Below are 19,925 nucleotides of genomic sequence, written 5' to 3'. Positions count from 1 at the left end.
GTGTCACGCAGTCCGGGTGCGCGTCTCGGGCAAGCGCGCGCCCTGGCATCCTACCCACTGGCCCGACGAGATCACATGAGCTTCGTCGACTCCAGAGCCGCCAGCATCTTCTGATTGCTGCGGATGAACGGGCGCCGCAGAACCAGTCCGAGCAGCAGCGCCGGCAGCGTGAACGCCAGCAGCCACCCGAGCGAGACCCAGTAGTCGCCCTGATGGATGCCGGCGATCGCCGAGCGCATGGCGTTCACCGCGTGAGTGGCGGGCAGGAACGGGCTGATGTTCTGGAACCACTGCGGCAGCACCTGCAGCGGATATGCGCCGCCGGAGCCGGAGATCTGCATGACCAGCAGCAGCACCGCCAGCGCCTTGCCGGCGTTGCCGAAGGTGACGACCAGCGTGTAGATGATCAGCGTGAACACGAGCGACGCGACCCATCCCGCGAGGATCAGCAGGAGCGGATGCTGGGGCTGCACCTGCGTGAACACCACGCTGCCGAGCCCGAGCAGCGAGCTCTGCAGGAATCCGACGACGGCGAAGATGCCGAAGCGCCCGAGATAGGTCTCGGTCGGGGAGAGCTCGGGAAGTCCCGTGGCACCTCCGCGCGGCGGGTCGACACGGATCGCGACCGAGGTGAGCAGCGCACCCACCCACAGGGCGAGCACGGTGTACAGCGGCGTCATCGCGGCGCCGAAGCTGATCACCGAGTACACCGGCACGCGGGTGAGCTCGACGGGCTCGGCGAGATGCGTCGCGAGCGCGTGGGGATCGGCGCCGATCAGCTCGGTCAGCTCGGTCAGATCGCCGGTGTCGCGAGCGGTCGCGAGCGCCGAGGCGAGCTCGTCGAACTTGGCCGCGGTCTCGGTGAGCGAGTCGGAGATGCCAGCGGTGAGCGCCTCGGCGTCGGACAGCGCCGAACCCGTCGACGAAGAGCCGGTGAGCGAGCCGGCGGCGCTCGACAGGTCGCTGCCGATCGTGTCGACGCCGGTGCTGATGCGCGCGAGCGTCGATGCGAGGGCGTCGAGCTTCGGGCGCAGGCTGTCGGTGTACGAGCGGCGCGCGTCGTCGACCGCGGCCTTCGCCTGAGCGGTGAGCTGCTCGATCTCGGCGCGGGTGCTCTGGCTCGCGGTGCCGGCGGTCGTGATCTGCGTCGCGGCCTCGTCGAGCCGCTCCTGCAGCGCCGTCTGCCGCGCGATGGCCGCGTCGATGGCCGACACCGATGCGTCGAACGCGTCGAGCGCGGTCTCAGGCAGCAGCGGCCGCACGTCCCGCACGAGTCCGTCACGCAGCGTCTGCAGCTGATCGACCTGCGTCTGCACCCGGTCCGCGAGTGCGGCGATCGTGCGAGCGGCGCTCGCCGACTGCGCATCCATGGTGGCGAACACCTGCTCGATGCTCTCCGACACCGACTCGTAGCTGTCGGATGTGCCCTTCAGCGCCGCGTCGAGCGACGAGGTGGTCGACGACAGGGCGTCCTTCAGCGAGCCGGCGGCGTCCTTCCCGCCGCCGAACGCCCCGCGGGCGTCGCGCAGCGCGTCGCCGGAGGCGCTCACCAGGCCCGAGGCGCTGTCGACCAGTGGTCTGCTCGACGATATGAGCGACGTGAACATGTCGGCGGTCCCTGCCCCTGCGCGCAGCTGCGCGGCGACCGATTCGACTCGCGCCTGCAGCCTCGACAGCGCCGCCTGGGTGTCGGCGTCGTCGAGGTAGTCCGACAGGGAGGTGATGATGTTCAGCCCGGCTTCGCTGAGCGTCTCGGTGAACACCTCGTTGATGCTCTTGGTGACTTCGCTGGCGCCCTGCCCGGTGATCTTCGGGGCGAGCGCGTTCTTCTTCTCGTTGAGGTAGTAGTCGATGCGGGTGCGATCGCCGTTGTTCGCGTAGAACGTCATCATGTCGGCGCTGAAGGTCGTGGGCAGCACGATCGCCGCGTAGTACTCGCCCGACCGGGTGCCGTCGATCGCGTCGTGCTTCGAGGTGATGACCCAGTTCAGGTCGTCGTTGGCGCGCAGCGCCGACACGACCTGCTCGCCGACGTTGATGCGCAGGGGCATGAGGTCGCTCTGATAGCCGTCGTCGGTGTTCGCCACCGCGACGGTGAGGTTGCGGGTGTTCTCGAACGGGTTCCAGCTCGCGATCACGTTGAACCAGGTGAAAAGCGACGGGATCACGACGAGCCCGAAGAGCACGATGAGCGCCATCACGCTGTTCATCGCCCGTCGCAGGTCGTGCCGCATGACGGCGAGGATGCTGCTCACTTCTCGCCCTCCTTCTGGTGCGGCCGGTCGGGTTGGTCGGACTGGTCGGGTTGATCCGGCTCATCGGATCGGTCGGACTGGTGGGGTTGGTCAGACTGGTCGGTTTGATCCGGCTCATCGGATCGGTCGGACTGGTGGGGTTGGTCGGACTGGTCGGGTCCGTCGGAGGCGCGCCCGTCGGTCGCCTGTTCCGGATGCTCGTCGGCCGGCTGGCCGAGATCGCTCGCGTCATCGGCATCCGGTGTCTGCGGCGCCTCGTCGGCGAACAGCTCGTCGAGGGCGACCGTGTCGTCGTCGGCGCCGGTCTCGTCGATGCTCCGCTGGTCGGGCTGGGCGTCGGGTCGGGCATCCGGATGCTCGAGCACCGCCGTGCGCGCCGACGCCGCGGCGTCACCGCCGGCAGACGTCGCCGCCGCGGCGGCATCGGCGGAGACGGCGGGACCCACGGAAGGAGTCGCGTCGGCACCCGGGTCTGCGAGCACCTCGCGCTGTGCGGAGTTCTCGACGGCGAGGGCGCGGCGCAGCTCGGCATCCGGCATCTCGCTCACCTCGGCGGCCTGCTCGATGCTCTGCCTGATGTACTCGAGCGCGACGACGAACCCGATCAGCAGCAGGCACCAGAGCGCGCCGAGACCGAGCACGACCGCCTTGGCTCCGGGGATCAGCCATCCGCACAGCGCGAGCACGGCGACCCCCGCGGCGCCCACGAGCAGCGTGAGGCGCAGGCGCGTCGCGTAGCGCTCGCCGAAGCGCTGGGCGCGGCGCGCGACGTCGGCACGGAATCCGTCGCCGTCGGTCAGCGCGCGGATGATCTCTGGGGTGCGCCGGCGCCCGGTGATCTGCACGTCTTCGCTGACCATCAGCTCGGTCTCGGCCAGACGCCGGTTGAACAGACGGGTGAAGCTGCCGAGGCGGCCGCGCAGAAGCAGCCCGAGCACCCAGGCCAGCGCGACGAAGATCGCCAGCATTCCCATGAAGCCCCACCAGTGCGCGCCGTAGAAGCCGCTGATGGTCTCGCGCATCGCGTCGATGCCGTAGGTGAACGGCAGGAAGGGGTACAGCCCGCGGAAGAAGGCCGGCATCATCTCGATCGGGTACAGCCCCGAGGCCCCCGGGATCTGGACGATCACCAGCAGGATGCACAGACCCTTGCCGACGATCCCGAAGCACACCGACAGGGCGTAGATGATGCTGAGGTACGCGAGCCCGATCAGCACCCCGGTGCCGACGTACGCGAGCGCGTTCGCCGTCTGCACTCCGATCACGAGATTGCCGACCGTCACGAGCACGGCTTGGAACACGGCGATCGTGGCGAACAGCAGCCAGCGACCGACGTACGCCTGGCGCACAGTGATGCCCTCGACGCCCTCGGTGTCGACCTCGACCCGGAAGATCACCATCAGCACGAACGCCCCGATCCAGAGCGAGAGGTTGGTGAACAGCGCCGCCATGGCCGAGCCGTAGGCCGCGGTGGGGAACATCGTCTTCGTGTTCACCTCGACGGGCGATGCCATGAACCGCGCGATCTCATCGGGCTCGAGCCCGCTGACGGCGCCGAGCCGGTTCCAGATCTCGGCCGATCCGAGCGCGAGCACGTCGGTGCGCACAGTGCCGAGTGCGGTCTCGGCGGTGCCCAGGTCGCCGTCGAACGCGGCGAGAGCGTCGGCCGTGCCGGCGAGCTGCGTCTTCAGGCCACCGAGCAGGCTCTGCGCCTGAGCGACCTGGGTGCGCTGAGCGCCGAGCGCCGACGAGAACGCGTCGGCGCTCGCCGCGAGCTGCGACATCGCCCGGTTCAGCTGCGGAACACTCTGCGTGAGCGCGTCGCGGATGGCGGAGGCCGAGGTCGCCGCCTGCTCGACGGCGCCGTTCACACTGCCGGCCGCGCCCGTGACGGCGTCGATCGTGCTCGACACGTCGGCGGTCAGCGCGGTGAGGTCGGCGAGCACCTGCTGGTCGGCGGCGTTGCGCTGCTGCAGCGCGTCGATCGCCGCGCTGAGGCGCTCTGCCGCGGCCGAGCCGGACTCGGTGCGATCGAGCGCGGCCTGCAGCTCGTCGAGCGCGGCCGCGTTGCTCGCGATCACGGCCTTCAGATCGTCTGCGGTGGTGCCGACGGCGGCGTTCGCCTGCTGCAGGCCGGATGCCAGGGTCGCGATCGCGCCGTTCATCCGCGCGGCCGCATCGGCGATGAGGGTCGACCCCGAGACGTATGCGGATGTGACGCTGTCGGTGACGGTGAGCAGCTCCTGCTGCGCCTCACCTGCGATCTGCTGCGCCTGCGCGACGGCGACCTGCACGTCGCCGAGGGTGCGGTCGACCGTGATGAGCGTGCGGGATGCCCGGTCTATGCCGCTCTCGGCATCCTTCAGACCGGTCTGCAGATCGGCGAGCCGCTGCCGGGCCGATGACACCTTGCCCGCCGCCTCGTCGAGTGCGCCGACGGTCGAGTCGCGCGCGCCTGCGAGGCGATCTTCGGCATCCAGCCCTGCGTCTTTCAGCTGCGCGCTGACCGCTTCGGCGACCGTCGAGACGAAGGTGCTGTTGATCTGATCGTCGAGAGTGGATGCGCCGACGTCGGTGATCTTCGGCGCGATCGCGCTGGCCTTCTCGTTGACGTAGTACTTCAGCTCGGGCCGGGTGAAGTCGCCGGTGGTGATGCTGACGAAGTCGCGGCTGAAGTCGGGTGGGATGATGATCGCCGCGTAGCTGCGCCCGCTGCGCACGGCATCCATCGCCTCGTCCTCGCCGACGAACTCCCAGCCCAGCTGATCGTTCTGCTTCAGCTGCTCGACCAGCTCGCCGCCGATGTCGATGCGCCCGGTCAGCTCGGACGAGGCACCTGCGTCCTGGTCGACGATGGCGACACTGACCTGCTGGGTGTTCGAATACGGATCCCAGAACGCGACGATGTTGAACCATGCGTACAGCGAGGGCGTGACGATGACGCCGATGATGATGATCCACGCCTTGCTGACGCGTGCCAGTCGGCCGAGGTCGCGACGGTAGACGCTCCACGCGTTGGGCCTGGCCGCGGGGGCCGGCCCGCTCACGCGGCGATCTCCGTGATGTCGGGGTGAGCGGCGAGCAGCTGGTCGGTCTCGCGCCAGGAGAGGCCCGCGATGCTGAGCACCGTGCGGACGGCGAGGTCGGCGGCGCTGCTGCTGGAGGCGTCGGTGCGTGCGAGGACGGTGCGCGCGACCTCTTCGATCAGGCGGGAGAGGGTGGGGGCCGTGAGATCGGCGCGGAAGCTTCCGTCGTCCTGCCCGTGCCGCACGAGCTGCGCGACGGCGCGGCGCAGCGGCGCGAGGGCGATGGCGGTGTGCTCGACGTGATCCTCATCGAGGGCGAGGGCGGCGGCGAATTGCACATGTGCGGCCTCCTGCCACAGCCGGGCCGCGAGCCGTGCGAGGGCGAGGCGCGCGTCGGCGTCGGTGATCGACTCGGCGATCGCGTTGAAGCGCTGTGCGCCGGTGCTGATCAGCTCGCGGATCAGCGCGTCACGGTCGTCGAAGTGACCGTACAGTGTGCGTCTGCTCAACCCTGCGCTGCGTGCGATGACGTCGACGCTGGCACGCGGATCGAGCGCGAGGGCGCTGCGCGCGGCATCGAGGATGCCGGCACGGTTGGCGCGCGCATCGGAGCGGGGTGAGCGGGTCATGCATCAAGGATATGTATGTTGCACAGTCCTGTGCAACATAGTTCGGTGAACTCTCAGTGACGCGGATGCAGAACGGGGGCCGACACGCCAGATGTCGGACGTTTTCGCGGGATGCGTCCGACATCTGGCGTGTCGGCCCCCGAAGTGTCACGGCCATGGCGGGCCGGAGGGCCGGAGGGCCGGAGGCCGGAGGGCCGGAGGCCGGAGGGCCGGAGGCCGGGGGCTGGCGGACCCATGCCGCCGACACGCGAAAGGCGCGGATGCCGCAGCATCCGCGCCTTCCAGACGGGGGATCAGTCGGTGCCGGAGTCGAAGGCCGCGCCCTCGGATGCCAGGTCGACCGCCTCGGCGAACTGCTCGTCATCGGTCTCGGATGCCGAGATCTCGGCGGCCTGACCGGCGGTGACCTTGCCGACGAGCTCGCCCGTGGCGCCGCCGACGAGGCCGAGACCTGCGTACTGCTCGAGGCGCGAGCGCGAGTCGGCGATGTCGAGGTTGCGCATGGTGAGCTGGCCGATGCGGTCCACCGGGCCGAAGGCGGCATCTCCGACGCGCTCCATCGACAGCTTCTCGGGCCCGTACGACAGGTTCGGCGAGACGGTGTCGAGAATGGTCCAGTCGTCACCGCGGCGCAGGCGCAGGGTGACCGTGCCCGAGATGGTCAGGCCCACCCAGCGCTGGATCGACTCGCGCAGCATGAGCGACTGCGGCTCGAGCCAGCGGCCCTCGTACATCAGCCGGCCCAGACGACGGCCCTGCTCGTGGTAGGTGGCGAGCGTGTCTTCGTTCAGGATGCCGTTGACCAGGCGCTCGTAGGCGATGAACAGCAGCGCCATGCCGGGGGCCTCGTAGATGCCGCGCGACTTCGCCTCGATGATGCGGTTCTCGATCTGATCGCTCATGCCCAGGCCGTGCCGGCCGCCGATCGTGTTGGCCTCCATCACGAGGGCCACCGGGTCGCTGTACTCGGTGCCGTTGATGGCGACCGGGCGACCGCCCTCGAACGTGATGGTCACGTCTTCGGTGGCGATCTCGACCGAGGGGTCCCAGAACCTCACGCCCATGATCGGATCGACGGTCTCGAGCGACACGTCGAGGTGCTCGAGGGTCTTCGCCTCGTGCGTGGCGCCCCAGATGTTGGCATCCGTCGAATACGCCTTCTCTGCCGAGTCGCGGTACGGGAAGCCGCGCTCGACGAGCCACTCGCTCATCTCCTGGCGTCCCCCGAGCTCGGTGACGAAGTCGGCGTCGAGCCACGGCTTGTAGATGCGCAGGCGCGGGTTGGCCAGCAGGCCGTAGCGGTAGAACCGCTCGATGTCGTTGCCCTTGTAGGTCGAGCCGTCGCCCCAGATGTCGACGCCGTCGTCGCGCATCGCGCGCACGAGCAGCGTGCCGGTGACGGCGCGGCCGAGGGGCGTCGTGTTGAAGTAGGTCTTGCCGCCGGAGCGGATGTGGAAGGCGCCGCACTGCAGGGCGACGAAGCCCTCTTCGACGAGTGCCGTCTTGGCATCCACCAGACGCGATTCCTCGGCGCCGTACTCCAGGGCGCGGCCGGGGATCGAGGCGATGTCGCTCTCGTCGTACTGGCCCAGGTCGCCGGTGTAGGTGAAGGGCACGGCGCCCTTCTCGCGCATCCACGCGACGGCGACGGAGGTGTCGAGCCCTCCGGAGAAAGCGATGCCGACCTTTTCGCCGACGGGGAGGGACTGGAGCACCTTGGACATGGATTCAAGTCTATCGGCGCTCGGCGTGTCGCCTTTTCCTATGGCAGGGCCGCACGCGGTGCAGGAGAACGCACGAAACACAGGGAGGATTCGGCCGAGATCTTCCTGTGTTCCGCGAGAGCTCCTGTGTTTCGCGAGGTCAGCGGGTGCCGGTAGCAGAGGTAGCGTGGGCACCATGGGTCAGGCGGTGCTGTGGGGCGCGGTGGCGGCATCGCCGCTGCTCGTCGGCGCGCTGCTGGCGCTCGTGCGCAGATGGCCCGATCGGCTGCTCGGTGTCATCCTCGGTTTCGGTGCCGGTGCGCTGATGGCATCCATCGCGTTCGAGCTGTGGGAGCAGGGTGTCGAGCTCGGCGGCCACCTGCCACTGATCGCCGGAGTCGCCGCCGGCGCGCTCTGCTACTACGTCGCCGCGCGGATCCTCGATGCGCGTCAGGCGAAGAGGAAGGCGGATGCCGGTGGCCCCTCGCTCGCGATCGGAGCGCTGCTCGACGGCATCCCGGAGCAGCTCGTGCTGGGCATCGGACTCGCGTCGGGCGAGGGCGTTGGTGTCGCGCTCGTCGTCGCCATCCTGGTTTCGAACCTCCCCGAGTCGATCGGCTCGGCGTCCGACCTGATGGCCGGCGGCATGCGGCGCAGCCGTGTGGTGCTGCTCTGGGCGGGTGTCGCCGTGCTCTGCGCGCTCGCGACGGTGGGCGGGTTCGCGCTGGCATCCGTCGTCGACGACAGCTTCCGCGCCGGAGCGAACGGCTTCGCGGCCGGAGCCCTGCTGGTCATGCTCGTCGACTCGATGGTGCCCGAGGCGCAGAAGAAGGCGACCGAGTCGACCGGGCTCGCGACGGTCATCGGATTCGCGTTCGCAGCCTGGCTCGCGCTCGCCGCCTGAGGGCTGCACGGCCGCTCGGCCCAGGCACTCAGCCCAGGCACTCAGCCCAGGAGCTCAGCCCAGGCACTCAGCCCAGGCACTCAGCCCAGGCGCTCAGCTCAGACGCTCAGCCAACCAGGAAGCCTGGCGCTGCCACTGCACGCCGAGCCCGCCCTCGTGCTGGTTGAACGGGTACTCCACGACCTCGGCGCCGCCACGGTGCCGATTGGCTGCGGCGTACACGGTCGACGGCGGGCAGACCGGGTCCATCAGGGCGACCGAGTACAGCGCGGGCGCCTCGGCACGAGCGGCGAAGTTCACCCCGTCGAAGTACGACAGGGTCTCGAAGGTCTGCGCCACGGCATCCCGATGCACCGAGAGATAGCGCACGATCTCCTGGTAGGGATCGCTGTCGGTCAACCCGACGGCGCGTTCGAAGTGGCACAGGAACGGCACATCGGGCATCACGCCCACGAGTCCGTCGCTGAGTCCGGCGACGGCGATCGCGATGCCGCCACCCTGGCTGCCGCCGGTGACCGCGATGCGATCGGCATCCACCTCGGGCAGGGCGCGCACCGCGTCGAGCAGCAGCACCGCATCGGTGAACACGCGTCGGTAGTAGTACTGCTCGGGGTCGTCGATGCCGCGGGTCATGAAGCCGGGCGCCGAGGCGCCCGTGCCGTGCGGATCGGGGGTCGAGCCGCCGCTTCCCCATCCGCTGCCCTGACCGCGGGTGTCCATGAACACCCAGGCGTAGCCGGATGCCGCCCAGCCGAGGCGCTCGTGCGGGAGTCCGCGCCCGCCGCCGTAGCCGTTGTACTCGACGACCGTGGGCAGGGGTCCGGTCGCCCCGGAGGGGACGACGAGCCAGCCGCGCACGCGGTCGCCGCCGAATCCGCTGGATGACAGGTCGTACACGTCGACGAGCGTCAGCGGCGTCTCGATGCGGGTGCGCTCGGCGGGTGCGGCCAGCCGGCGCGACGACTCGAGCGTGCGCTGCCAGAACGCGTCGAAGTCGGCGGGCTCGGCGACAGTGGGCCGGTAGGTGCGCAGCTCGGCGGGGGAGAGGTCGAAGCGAGGCATGATGATCAGCCTGCCGCGATGAACAGCTGTCCGGTGCCGGTGATCCGCACGGCGGCGGCGCGCGAGATCAGCGCCGCACGACCGCGCGGCATCGCGATGCGCTCGTCGCCGGATGCCAGCTCGAACTCGCCGTCGGTCGCGAGCGCGATCGCCGGCCCGTCGAGCGCGAGCTCGCCGTCGGACTGCACCGCATACAGCTCGAACCCGGGATCGTCGGGCGTGCCGCGCCCTGCGGGCCGGAAGACGCGGATGCCGTCGGACACGACCTCGGACACCAGACGTGCGTCTCCGCCCTCACGCGCGTCGAGCACCCGGTCGAGTTCGGTCGTGTCGATGTGCTTGCCGGTGAGGCCGCCGCGCATCACGTTGTCGCTCGGGCCCATCAGCTCGATGCCCGAACCGCGCAGGTACGCGTGGATGTTGCCGGCGGGGAGCCACAGCGCCTCGCCGGCACGCAGGGTGAGGTGCTGCAGCATGAGCGCGCCGAGGATGCCCGGGTCGGCGGGGTGCGCCTCGGCGATGCGCGCGAGGAGGGCGAAGCGGGAATCGCGCCCGGCGGCCTCCGTCACGGCGCTCACCAGCGCGGGCAGGCTGTCATCTCCCGACAGCAGCCACAGGAATGCGGAGCGGATGCCGTCGGCCCCGGTCAGGTGCTGCCGCCATGTCGCCAATGCGCCCGACGCGTCGGAATCGCCGTCGATCTGATCGGCCAGCACGCGCAGGTCGGCCTGCACGTCGGCGGCCGAGCGGAATCCGCACAGCGCCTCGAACCCATCGTGCAGCGCGACGATCAGCTCGGGCTTCGCGTGCGGATCGCGGTAGGTGCGGTGCGGCGCGTCGAGCGGGATGCCCAGGGTGTTCTCCCGGGCGAAGCCCTCCTCGGCCTGCGTGGTGCTCGGATGCGCCTGCAGCGACAGCGGCTCTGCCGCGCACAGCACCTTCAGCAGGAACGGCAGGGTCGCACCGGTCTCGCGCTCCCACGCGTCGAGCGTCGCCCAGGGAGCATCGCCCGTGATGCGGCTCGGAGCGGAGGGGTGCGCCCCGAGCCACAGCTCGGCCTCCTTGCGCCCGGTCGGAGCGGTGCCGCGCACATGCGCGACGCCGTCGACGAGCCCCCAGGCGTAGTCGCGGGGCGTGTTGTCGATCTCGTGGAAGAGAGCGGTCGTCATGATGCGGCTCCGATCAGGTGGTCAGACGGCGGGCTCAGCGGGTGCGCTCGGCGAATCAGGTGGTCAGGCGGCGGGCTCAGCGGGTGCGCTCGGCGAATCGCTCGTGCAGTGGATGCCCGGGGCCGAGGTCCGCGAGGGCGACCGCGCCGTCGAGGCCCGTTCCGGCCGGCGGCACGAAGCGGGCATCCGGACGCTCGGCGCGCACGGCGGCCTCGAACGCCGAGCGGATGATGTCGGCGCCGAACACACCGCCGATGGCCCCGACGGCGGCGTCGGCGGGTGCATCGGTGACGCGCAGCGCGGCAAGCGCCGACGCCGCGAGCTCTGCGGCGGCGTCGCGGCAGATGCGGGTCGCGACCTCGTCTCCGGATGCCGCGTGCCGAGCGGTCGGTGCCGCGAACGATGCCACTGTGCGCACGCGGTCCTCAGCGGACTGCAGGGCGACGTACGCGGTCTCGAGATCGGGCCAGCGCTCCTGCACGACCGGGGTCAGCGCCGTGGCGGGGCCGCGTCCGTCGAAGGCGCGCATCACCGCATCCAGTGCCGCGCGGCCGATCCAGAAGCCGCTGCCCGCATCGCCCATGATGTGGCCCCAGCCGTCGACGCGGGTCGAGTGCTCGGGTCCGACGCCGAGCGTCACCACCCCGGTGCCCGCCGCGACCACGGCGCCCTGCTGGTCGCCCAGCACACCGAGGAACGAGGTGACCGAGTCGTGGGTCACCGCGATGCGCTGCACGCCGGCGACATCGGGGTGCTGCATCAGGGCATCCGCCTCGTCGTCGGCGGAGGTGAGGCCCGAGACGCCGAAGGTCACCGTGTGCGGAGCCTGCTGCGCGACCCGCGTGACCTCGGCGACGACGCTCGTCAGCTGCGTCAGCAGCGGCCGGTCGGTGAGCACACCCGGGAACAGCCATTCCTGAGCGGTGCCGTCCGGGGCGACCAGGCGGGTCTTGATGCCCGTCTGGCCGGCGTCGATGGCGAGAAGCGTGTGCTCGGGCAAGTGGACTCCCTGATCGATCGACGGTCGCGCCGCGCGACCAGAAGCCAGCGTAGAACACCCGCCGTGCGTGCGACGGCGCAGATGTCAAGCCCTGTTCACCGGGGCCGCGCTCGGGGTGTACTGGGGGCTCACTCGCCCCCAGCGAAGGAGACACCGTGACGTCCCTATGGCTCGACGACCAGCGTGAGCGCATCCCCACCGACACCTTCGAGCCTGACGCCCGCTACGACGCGGTGGTCGCCGGGGCAGGTCTGACCGGATTGACCACCGCGCTGCTGCTGGCGCGCGCGGGCCTGTCGGTGGCGGTTCTCGAGGCCCGCTTCGTCGGTGCCGCGGCGACCGGCAACACGACCGCGAAGCTCAGCCTGCTGCAGGGCGGTGTGCTCTCGGGCATCCGCTCGCGCGGGTCGGACCGCGTGCTCAAGGCGTACGTCGAGGGCAACCTCGAGGGGCAGCAGTGGATGCTGCGCTATCTCGGCGAGCACGGCGTCGCCGTCGACCGCCGCGATGCCTTCACCTACGCGGGCACCGAAGACGGTGCGCGTTCGATCGAGAAGGAGTACGAGGCGTGCCTGGCGGCGGGACTCGACGTCGAGCGGGTGAGCGAGCTCGAGCTGCCGTTCCGCGTGCACGGCGCGATCCGGCTGCGCGAACAGGCCCAGTTCGACCCGATGGACGTGCTGCGCGCGCTCGCCGCGGATCTGCGGGAGCGCGGCGGGGTGATCGTCGAGGGCGTGCGCGTGAAGGACGTCGACACCGGTGAGCCGAGCCGGGTGATCACCTCGGTCGGCGACGTGCACGCCGGCACCGTCGTGCTCGCCACGGGGGTGCCGATCCTCGATCGTGGCCTGTACTTCGCCAAGCTCAAGGCCAACCGCTCGTACGCGCAGGCGTACCGGATGCCCGATGCCGCCCGCATCCCGCAGGGGATGTACCTCTCGATCGACGCGCCGACCAGGTCGCTGCGCACTGCCGCGCACGACGGCGAGCAGCTGCTGCTGGTGGGCGGCAACGACCACGACGTGGGTCGCGTCGACGACACGCAGGCGCTCGTCGACGACCTCGAGCGGTGGACGCATCAGCACTTCCCCGGCGCCGAGCGCACCCACGCCTGGGCGGCGCAGGACTACCAGTCGCTGAACATGGTGCCGTTCGTGGGCTGGATGCCGCGCACCGGCAAGCACGTCAAGATCGCCACCGGCTACAACAAGTGGGGCATGACGAACGCCGTCGCGGCGGCGCTCAGCATCGCCGCCGAGGTGCTCGACGGGAACATCCCGTGGGCGCAGACGCTGCACCACCGCATCACCACCCCGAAGGATCTCGTGCAGGGTGCGGTTGCGGGCGCCGAGGTGGCGCGGGACGCCACGACGGGATGGATCTCGGCCGAACGGCATCCGGTGCCCGACACGCCACCCGCAGAGGGTGAGGGCGTCGTGGGCAGCGCCGACATGAAGCCGGTCGCGGTCTCGACCGTCGACGGCGTCACGTGCCGGCTGTCGGCGGTGTGCACGCACCTCGGCGGCATCGTCACCTGGAACAGCGCCGAGCGCTCGTGGGACTGCCCGCTGCACGGCTCGCGCTTCGCGGCCGACGGCACCCTGCTCGAGGGTCCTGCGGTCGAGGACCTCAAGCCGGTCGACGAGCCCGAGCTGCCCGGCGACGAGCACGTGCCGGTGGACGACGTCGACTGACACTCGTCGTCAGAACCCCGGGTAGTCCTGCAGTCGCTGCTCGAACTCGGCCCGGTCGGCCTCGGGCAGCACCCGGCGCGCGAAGACCACGAGCTGGATGCCCTCGAGCGGCTCGCCCGTCTGCTTCGCGATCGCCTCGCGCTGGGTGCGGAACTCGCCGGTCGGGTCGTTGGAGAGGTCGTAGGCGTACGCGTAGAAGCGCATCGGCCCCGGGTAGCTGTCGCCGTAGCACTCCCAGGTGTGCTGGCGGGATGGCTCGGTGGAGCCGTACAGCTTCGCGACCATGTCCGGCGATATGCCGGTGTCGATCTCGTTCAGCGGGTACAGGTCGCTGAGACCGCGCTCGAGAAGCACCTCGCCGATCGCCTGCATGACCTGCCGCTTGCGCGCGTCGTCCTGCACGGGCTGCTCGGTCGTCCACACCGTCGACGTGTAGCGGCGCAGCATCGACTCGCCGCCGTACCCGTTGCGCTCGGGACTGACGTCGACCGTGCCGCTCTGCACCCACGTGAATCCGTAGCGCTCGCTCAGGCGCTGACGGATGGCGGCCATCAGTGCGTCGCCCTCGGCCTGCACGTCGTCGAGCGACGGCCCGTTCAGGGCCTCGTCGGGCGAGTGGTCCTTCACGCCCGGATACGCCTCCTCATGCCGCTGCTGATCGGACTTCGTGCCGCCGTACGCCTGCGTCGCCGACGAGTACAGGGCGCCCACCGCGCCGACGGTCGCGACGTTGCAGACCAGGGAGACGGCGAGGGCGATCGCCCCCAGCATCCGTCCGCGCCTGGTGAGCAGCGCCGCGACGATCACGCCGATGATCGCCAGCTGCAGCACGAGAAGCGTCACGCCGTAGAGCGCGTCGGTGCCGCCGGCGAGCATGAGCAGCAGCAGGATCACGGCGAAGATCGCCGTCGACGTGATGGCGGTGAGTCCGATCCCGTTGACGCCCGACTTCCGCACGGCCGCCGGGTCGGTGTACGTGACTCCGGATGCCGGAAGCAGGCCGGCCGCGGCATCCAGCCCTCCCCGCGCTCGGGCGGCTCCCGCGTAGCCGCCGGTCGGCGGAAGGGGCGGCGCCCCCTCCGAGCCGCCGACGTATCTGCTGCGCTGACGATCTACCACGGCTTGTCCGTTCCCCCGCCGGTGCCCTCGTCGCCCTGCCCGCCGCCGAGCTGCTCCTCGCGCTCCTGCGCGCCCTGGTTCAGGCGGTCTTCGATGTCGTCGAGCTTGTCCTGTGGCGTCTGCGGCTGCTCGGACTGGCCGGTCTGGTCGGGCTGCTGCGGCTGATCGGGCGGCTGCTGGCTCTGGCGCTGCTTCTCCTGCTGGCGCTGCTGGTTCTCGTCGAGCGTGTCGCTCATGTCGCGATTCGGCTGCGGCGACTGCTGCTGGGCCCCGTCGCTGCGGCACTCCTCGGGCGTCTCGACGGTGATCTCGAGGGCTTCGCCGTACAGCTCGGCGGCCTTCGCGGCGTCGCCGTCGGCCTGCGCCGCGTCGCCCTGCCGCTCGATCACCAGCGACAGGTTGATCATCACCGGGCACACCTGCAGTCCCTGGGCGAGCGGAAGCGCGCGCTCGAGTTCGGAACGCGAGGCGGCGAGTTCGTCGGCCCCGGCGAGGGCGGCGCCGATGTTGTACGGCGCGGCGAACGGCTCGAACCAGTTGGCGACGTCCTGCCCCCGGGCGGCCGACTCCGACTCGGCGTACGCTCCTGAGACGAACGAGCTGATCGATGCGTGCGCGAAGGCGTACATGCTGAGCAGCTTGACGACGAGCAGCAGCGAGGCGAGCGTGAGCGGCAGGGTCGCGATCGCGACCCAGCGACGGATGCGGCGGCGGCGTCGGTTGACGACCAGAAGCGCCGCAGCGGCATCGGCGTGAGTGCTCATGCGGCGTCTCCGCTCTGCCGGGGTCGGGCCAGGCCGCGCAGTCGCACGACCGATGCGGTCGCGAGCGCGACCTCTATGGCGAGCAGCACGATCAGCGCCAGCGCGGCGATCCAGTACAGCTCGATGACGTTGCCGACCTCGCCCGAAGCGGCGTAGTCGGTGGTGCTCGTCGGCGCCTCGGGCAGCTCGATCGCGGTATCCGCCGTCCGCGCCCGGTACTCGACGCCCAGCTGCTCCGACACCTTTCGCAGGTTGTCCTCGTCGATCACAGACAGCGCGTGCTGCCCCTGGTACTCGATGTAGTCGCCGCCCTCGGTGCCCTGGCCGGTGGTCTTCCTCATCGGGCCGCCCTCGGTCGTGCCGTAGCCGAGCACCGCGCCGCCGTCGACGTACTTGGCGCTCGAGGCGAACGACTCCGGCTCGCTCGACGCGGTCTGCTCGCCGTCGCCGAGATAGAACACCATTCGGCTGCGCTCGGGCGACGCCTTCGCCGCCGCGGAGAGCGTGTCGGCCAGCATCCGATTCGCGATGCCGATCGACGACCCGCGCGACTGGTCGGTCACCTCGGGTCGCATCACGTCGAGTGACGACATGAGCGCGGTGGCGTCGGTGGTCAGCGGCAGCCGAAGCTGCGCCGCCGCGTCGAAGCTGATCAGCGCGAATCGCGCCCCCGGGTACTCGTCGACGATCGCCTGTACGTCGGTGCGGACGCCGTCGATGCGGGGGCGGTCGCCCGCCCAGTCCTCGGCGACGATGCTCGCCGTCGTGTCGACGACGATCACGACGTCGGTGTCGGTCGCGAGGGTCTGCGAGGTGCCCCCGGGGATGCCCGGCCGCAGCAGCATGACGAACACGACGACGATCATCCCCAGACGCAGCACCCAGCGCCCCCGGTGGGGCTCGATCACGAGCGACCGGACGACGAAGAACGCCGGCACAGCGCAGAGCAGGGCGAGCAGGATCGGATGCAGGACGGGCTGGAGGATCATGCGCGCCTCCCTCGGGCATCCCGGACGAAGATCAGCAGCACGACGAAGCCGAGCACGGCGATGAGCATCAGCGCGATCCACAGATCGGGGCTGTCGACCAGGATCACCTGCGCCTGCCCCTTCAGCGTCGTCGCCTCCTGCTTCTGGATCTCGGCGATGATGTCACCCACCGTGGTCGTCGCGCGCAGCGCGTACGACTGCCCGCCGGTGAGCGCCGCGGCGTCGGCCAGCTGCGCGCTGACCTGGGCGTCCTTGCCCTGCACCGGGTTGAGAGCGAACACCCGCACCCGCTGCGCCTTCGCGTACTGGGCCGCCTCTTCGATGGTGAGGATCGAGGCGCCGGCCAGTTCATTGTCGGTCGCGAGGATCACCGAGCGGCTGCGCTCGTCGTCCTGATGGTCGAAGCGCATCGTGCACGCGGCGAGGCCGTCGCCGATCAGCGAGGCGCCGGGGCCGTTGAGCGTGCCGACCCAGTGCTCGGGGGTCTCGTCGGCGTAGTCGAAGCTGCTGCGCACGCTGCGCAGCTGCTCCTTCACGAACGCGTAGTCGTCGGTGAGGGGGAACACCTGAACGGGCGAGCTGTTGAAGATCGTCAGCCCGATCCGCTCGCCCTCGAACCCCTCGAGCAGCTTCTCGAAGACACTGAGCACCTCGACGTCGACATCCGACATCGAGCCGGACACGTCGAGGCACAGCATGATGTCGCGACTCGCGTTCACGGGCTGCACGGTCTTCGGCGCCATCGGACGGGCGGCGACGACGCCGCCGAGCAGCACGGCGATCGCGCCCAGCGCGACGATGCCCGACAGCAGCGTCATGCGTCGCCGCACGGCGGCGCGGAACGACGGCAGTGCGCGCAGGCGCTCTGCGCGCGAGACGAGGGCGGCGGGTGCGGTGTCGGAGCGTCGCCTTGACCGGATGCCGGCGACAGCGCCGATCACGACGGCGGCGATCAGCACGCCGAGGGCGACGAGCAGCATCCACCAGGTGTTCAGTGTCACGGCGTCACCCCTCAGTGCCAGCTCGTGACGACGGCGCGCGCGGCTTCGGCGCCGTAGACCGGATCGATGGCGGGACCGCGCTGGAAGATGCTCGGGTAGTAGTGCCGGCGGATCGCGTCGATGAGCACGGGATCGACGCCGCGGGCGATCAGGTCGTCGAGAGAGAGCACCGGGGCTTCGAGACCGGAGTACTCGTTGACGAAGGCGCGCACCGTGCGGCTGAGCTCGAGATTCGCCTGCCGCGGCGGCATATTCCCGGAACGGTATGCATCTTCGATGCGCTGCACGTCAGCCAGGTACTCGCCGCGCAGCTGATCGAGCACCGCCGCTGTGGGCGGCACGGATGCAGGCTCGCCGGGCAGCGTTATGCTCTGCTTCGGTCTGGTCAGCGCGAGCAGCAGCCAGGCGCCGCCGGCGAGCAGCAGCAGGATGCCGATCGCCAGCACGAGCCAGCCCCAGCCGTACTGGGCGGGTGGGTAGAGCTCATCAGGAGCGGGCATGCGACCTCCTGTTGAGCATCGCGAGCAGCGTCGAGACCGCGGTGCTCTGCGCGCCGAACTCGGCGTGCGTGATCTCGAGGCGCCGCAGCGTCGCATCGCGCGCGGCGGTGTGCGCCGCCTCATCGGTGGCGAGCTCCGCCATCACCTCGGCGTCGCCGTGCACGAAGTCGGGGATCGCCCAGCCGCTGTCGACATCACGCCGGTGGGTGCCACCGCTGCCCGGGCGGATGACGGGATCCGCGTCGCGCACCGTCAGCCAGAGCACATCGTGCTGCACCGCGAGCCTGCGCAGCAGCCCCTCGGTGTCGGGCGTCAGCGGCGCCTCGTCGGTCACGAGCACGACGATCATGCGCCGTGCGATGTTCCGCGCGGTGTAGCGCAGCAGGGCATCCCGATCCCCCGCCGCCGTGCTCGAGTCGATGGCCGCGCTGATCGTGCGCAGCGCATGCTCGAGCGCGCCCTCGCTGCTGCCGGTCGCCAGTCGTCGCACGCGGGCGCTGTCACCGTAGACGACCGAGAAGTCATCGCCGTGGCGCACGGTGAGGAAGCCGAGGGCACCGGTCAGCAGCACCGCGAGGTCGCGCTTGCCGCGCTCGTCTTCGGCGAGGGCGCGCATGCCGCGTCCGGTGTCGACGACGAACAGCACGGTGTGCTTGCGGGTGGCCTTCGTGCGCTTGATCAGCGGCTCGCCGTGCCGGGCGGTGGCGCGCCAGTCGATGTCGCGCACCTGATCGCCGAACTCGTAGGGGCGCAGGTCTTCGAAGTCGAGGCTGCGTCCGCGCAGCAGCGACGCGTACGCGCCGTCGAGCGCGTGCATCGACTTCTGCGACGAGCGGATGAAGAGCTTCGCTCTCACCTGCGTGATCAGACTCGCCATGACTGGGTCCCTGAGCTTGTCGAAGGGCTACGGGGTCGGCACCGACGCGAAGATCTGGTCGATGATGTCTTCGCTGCGCACACCCTCGGCATCCGCCTCGAAGGTCAGCAGCACGCGGTGCCGCAGCACGAGGTGCCGCAGCGACCGGACGTCTTCCGGCAGCACGTGCGAGCGGCCGTTCAGCAGCGCCAGGGCGCGCGACGCCTGCAGAAAGGCGATGCTCGCGCGCGGACTCGCACCGTACTTGATGAAACGCGCCCGCTCCTCGCCGATGTAGGGCGCGGGATTGCGGGTGACGTAGGCGATCTGCACGATGTAATTCCGGATCGCGGGGTCGATGTAGACCCGAGAGGCGATGTCCTGCAGGTCGTGCACGTCGTCGAGGGTGATCGCCCCTGCGACGTGGCGGTCGGGATCGAGAGCACCCGAGTCGATGCGGTTGAGGATCTCGAACTCCTCGGCGGGGCTCGGGTACTCGACGATCGCCTTGAGCAGGAAGCGGTCCATCTGCGCCTCGGGCAGCTCGTAGGTGCCCTCCTGCTCGATGGGGTTCTGCGTGGCGATGACCAGGAACGGGCGCGGCAGCGGATGCACCTCGCCGCCGATCGTGGTCTGCCGCTCCTGCATCGCCTCGAGCATCGCCGACTGCGTCTTCGCGCTCGAGCGGTTGATCTCGTCGAGCAGCACGAAATTGGCATGCACGGGCCCCAGGACCGTGCGGAAGCTGCCGGTCGCCGCGTCGTAGATCTGGCTGCCGGTGATGTCGCTCGGCAGCAGGTCGGGAGTGCACTGGATGCGCTTGAAGCTGGCCTTCACGGTGTCGGCCAGGGTGCTCGCCGCGGTCGTCTTCGCGAGACCCGGCACCGATTCGAGCAGGATGTGCCCTCCGGCGATGAGCGCGATGAGCAAGCTGGCGCGCAGGCTGTCCTGCCCGACCATCTTGGTGGCGTAGGAGTCGGAGACGACCTTGAGGGTGCGCTGCGCGCGAGCCAGGTCGTCGCCGTCGGCCGGGACGCGTCCGGCAGGTGCCGGTGGGGGCGGTGTCGACGGTGCGTGAACGGGAAGGTCGGTCATCTGGATCTCCTCATCGGGAGCGCACGCGGCCCGCGCCGCCCTGCACCAGCGTAACCTTCCGCGGTCGCGACGATCCCGGTCGCGCGTCAGCGTGATCGACGGGCCCGTGGCCGCACTCCAGCCACAGGGCGGGCGGGAAATGCCTCTCCGATAGGATGG

16 protein-coding genes are annotated in these 19,925 nt (G+C 70.3%); 2 read left to right on the top strand and 14 right to left on the bottom strand.

Translation table 11 applies throughout. The features are described from left to right. Positions 1-71: 71 nt before the first annotated feature. The 4 genes from PGB26_RS03645 to argG all read right to left on the bottom strand — a co-directional run bounded on the left by PGB26_RS03645 (position 72) and on the right by argG (position 7,634). Positions 72-2,255 carry a YhgE/Pip domain-containing protein gene (locus PGB26_RS03645; RefSeq protein ID WP_271638956.1) on the bottom strand — a complete coding sequence of 728 codons (2,184 nt, stop codon included), beginning with the start codon at positions 2,253-2,255 and terminating at the stop codon, positions 72-74. Then, the gene (locus tag PGB26_RS03640) at positions 2,252-5,302 is read right to left on the bottom strand and encodes a YhgE/Pip family protein (protein WP_271638955.1); all 3,051 of its coding nucleotides are present in this window, start codon (positions 5,300-5,302) and stop codon (positions 2,252-2,254) included. Before PGB26_RS03640 ends, PGB26_RS03645 begins: the two co-directional genes overlap by 4 nt. Further along, positions 5,299-5,910, bottom strand: a complete 612-nt coding sequence (locus PGB26_RS03635; protein ID WP_271638952.1) for a TetR/AcrR family transcriptional regulator — start codon at positions 5,908-5,910, stop codon at positions 5,299-5,301. Before PGB26_RS03635 ends, PGB26_RS03640 begins: the two co-directional genes overlap by 4 nt. Before the next feature lie 293 nt (positions 5,911-6,203). Continuing rightward, a complete protein-coding gene (gene argG, locus PGB26_RS03630; protein WP_271638950.1) occupies positions 6,204-7,634 on the bottom strand; it encodes an argininosuccinate synthase in 1,431 nt (476 codons plus the stop codon). A gap of 175 nt (positions 7,635-7,809) precedes the next feature. Here argG and PGB26_RS03625 point away from each other — a divergent pair, with 175 nt between their 5' ends. Then, entirely contained in the window at positions 7,810-8,517 is a 708-nt protein-coding gene (locus PGB26_RS03625; RefSeq protein ID WP_271639588.1) for a ZIP family metal transporter, read from the top strand. A gap of 93 nt (positions 8,518-8,610) precedes the next feature. Here the strand turns inward: PGB26_RS03625 and PGB26_RS03620 are convergent, their stop codons facing one another. The 3 genes from PGB26_RS03620 to PGB26_RS03610 form a co-directional block, all read right to left on the bottom strand. Next, on the bottom strand, positions 8,611-9,579 hold the full coding sequence (locus PGB26_RS03620; RefSeq protein ID WP_271638948.1) for an acetylxylan esterase: 969 nt from the start codon (positions 9,577-9,579) through the stop codon (positions 8,611-8,613). Between the two features lie 5 nt (positions 9,580-9,584). After that, positions 9,585-10,748: a mannose-6-phosphate isomerase, class I gene (manA, locus tag PGB26_RS03615; protein WP_271638947.1), complete on the bottom strand. Its 1,164-nt coding sequence runs from the start codon at positions 10,746-10,748 to the stop codon at positions 9,585-9,587. A gap of 76 nt (positions 10,749-10,824) precedes the next feature. Next, a complete protein-coding gene (locus PGB26_RS03610; RefSeq protein ID WP_271638945.1) occupies positions 10,825-11,748 on the bottom strand; it encodes an N-acetylglucosamine kinase in 924 nt (307 codons plus the stop codon). Positions 11,749-11,903: 155 nt separating this feature from the next. Between PGB26_RS03610 and PGB26_RS03605 the strand changes: the two genes are divergently transcribed. Then, the gene (locus PGB26_RS03605; protein ID WP_271638943.1) at positions 11,904-13,442 is read left to right on the top strand and encodes an FAD-dependent oxidoreductase; all 1,539 of its coding nucleotides are present in this window, start codon (positions 11,904-11,906) and stop codon (positions 13,440-13,442) included. A 9-nt stretch (positions 13,443-13,451) separates the two neighbouring features. Here the strand turns inward: PGB26_RS03605 and PGB26_RS03600 are convergent, their stop codons facing one another. From PGB26_RS03600 to PGB26_RS03570, 7 genes are read right to left on the bottom strand one after another with little or no spacing between them, the layout of a single operon-like run. Further along, positions 13,452-14,561 (bottom strand): hypothetical protein, encoded by a 1,110-nt coding sequence (locus PGB26_RS03600; protein ID WP_271638941.1) that lies wholly within the window; start codon positions 14,559-14,561, stop codon positions 13,452-13,454. After that, on the bottom strand, positions 14,555-15,325 hold the full coding sequence (locus PGB26_RS03595) for a hypothetical protein (protein WP_271638940.1): 771 nt from the start codon (positions 15,323-15,325) through the stop codon (positions 14,555-14,557). Before PGB26_RS03595 ends, PGB26_RS03600 begins: the two co-directional genes overlap by 7 nt. Further along, positions 15,322-16,314 carry a vWA domain-containing protein gene (locus PGB26_RS03590; protein ID WP_271638938.1) on the bottom strand — a complete coding sequence of 331 codons (993 nt, stop codon included), beginning with the start codon at positions 16,312-16,314 and terminating at the stop codon, positions 15,322-15,324. The genes PGB26_RS03595 and PGB26_RS03590 overlap by 4 nt, the downstream gene beginning before the upstream one ends. Beyond that, positions 16,311-17,315, bottom strand: coding sequence for a VWA domain-containing protein (locus tag PGB26_RS03585; RefSeq protein WP_271638936.1), 1,005 nt, complete (start codon positions 17,313-17,315; stop codon positions 16,311-16,313). Before PGB26_RS03585 ends, PGB26_RS03590 begins: the two co-directional genes overlap by 4 nt. A gap of 11 nt (positions 17,316-17,326) precedes the next feature. Beyond that, a complete protein-coding gene (locus PGB26_RS03580; protein WP_271638934.1) occupies positions 17,327-17,815 on the bottom strand; it encodes a hypothetical protein in 489 nt (162 codons plus the stop codon). Continuing rightward, a complete protein-coding gene (locus tag PGB26_RS03575) occupies positions 17,802-18,692 on the bottom strand; it encodes a DUF58 domain-containing protein (protein WP_271638932.1) in 891 nt (296 codons plus the stop codon). The genes PGB26_RS03580 and PGB26_RS03575 overlap by 14 nt, the downstream gene beginning before the upstream one ends. A gap of 27 nt (positions 18,693-18,719) precedes the next feature. Continuing rightward, on the bottom strand, positions 18,720-19,766 hold the full coding sequence (locus PGB26_RS03570; protein WP_271638931.1) for an AAA family ATPase: 1,047 nt from the start codon (positions 19,764-19,766) through the stop codon (positions 18,720-18,722). Positions 19,767-19,925: the final 159 nt, after the last annotated feature.

The sequence above is a fragment of the Microbacterium sp. nov. GSS16 genome (genome assembly GCF_028198145.1).
GTDB lineage: Bacteria > Actinomycetota > Actinomycetes > Actinomycetales > Microbacteriaceae > Microbacterium.
The sequence above is the reverse complement of the archived record's forward strand: the minus strand, read 5'-3'. Positions and strand labels throughout refer to the sequence as shown.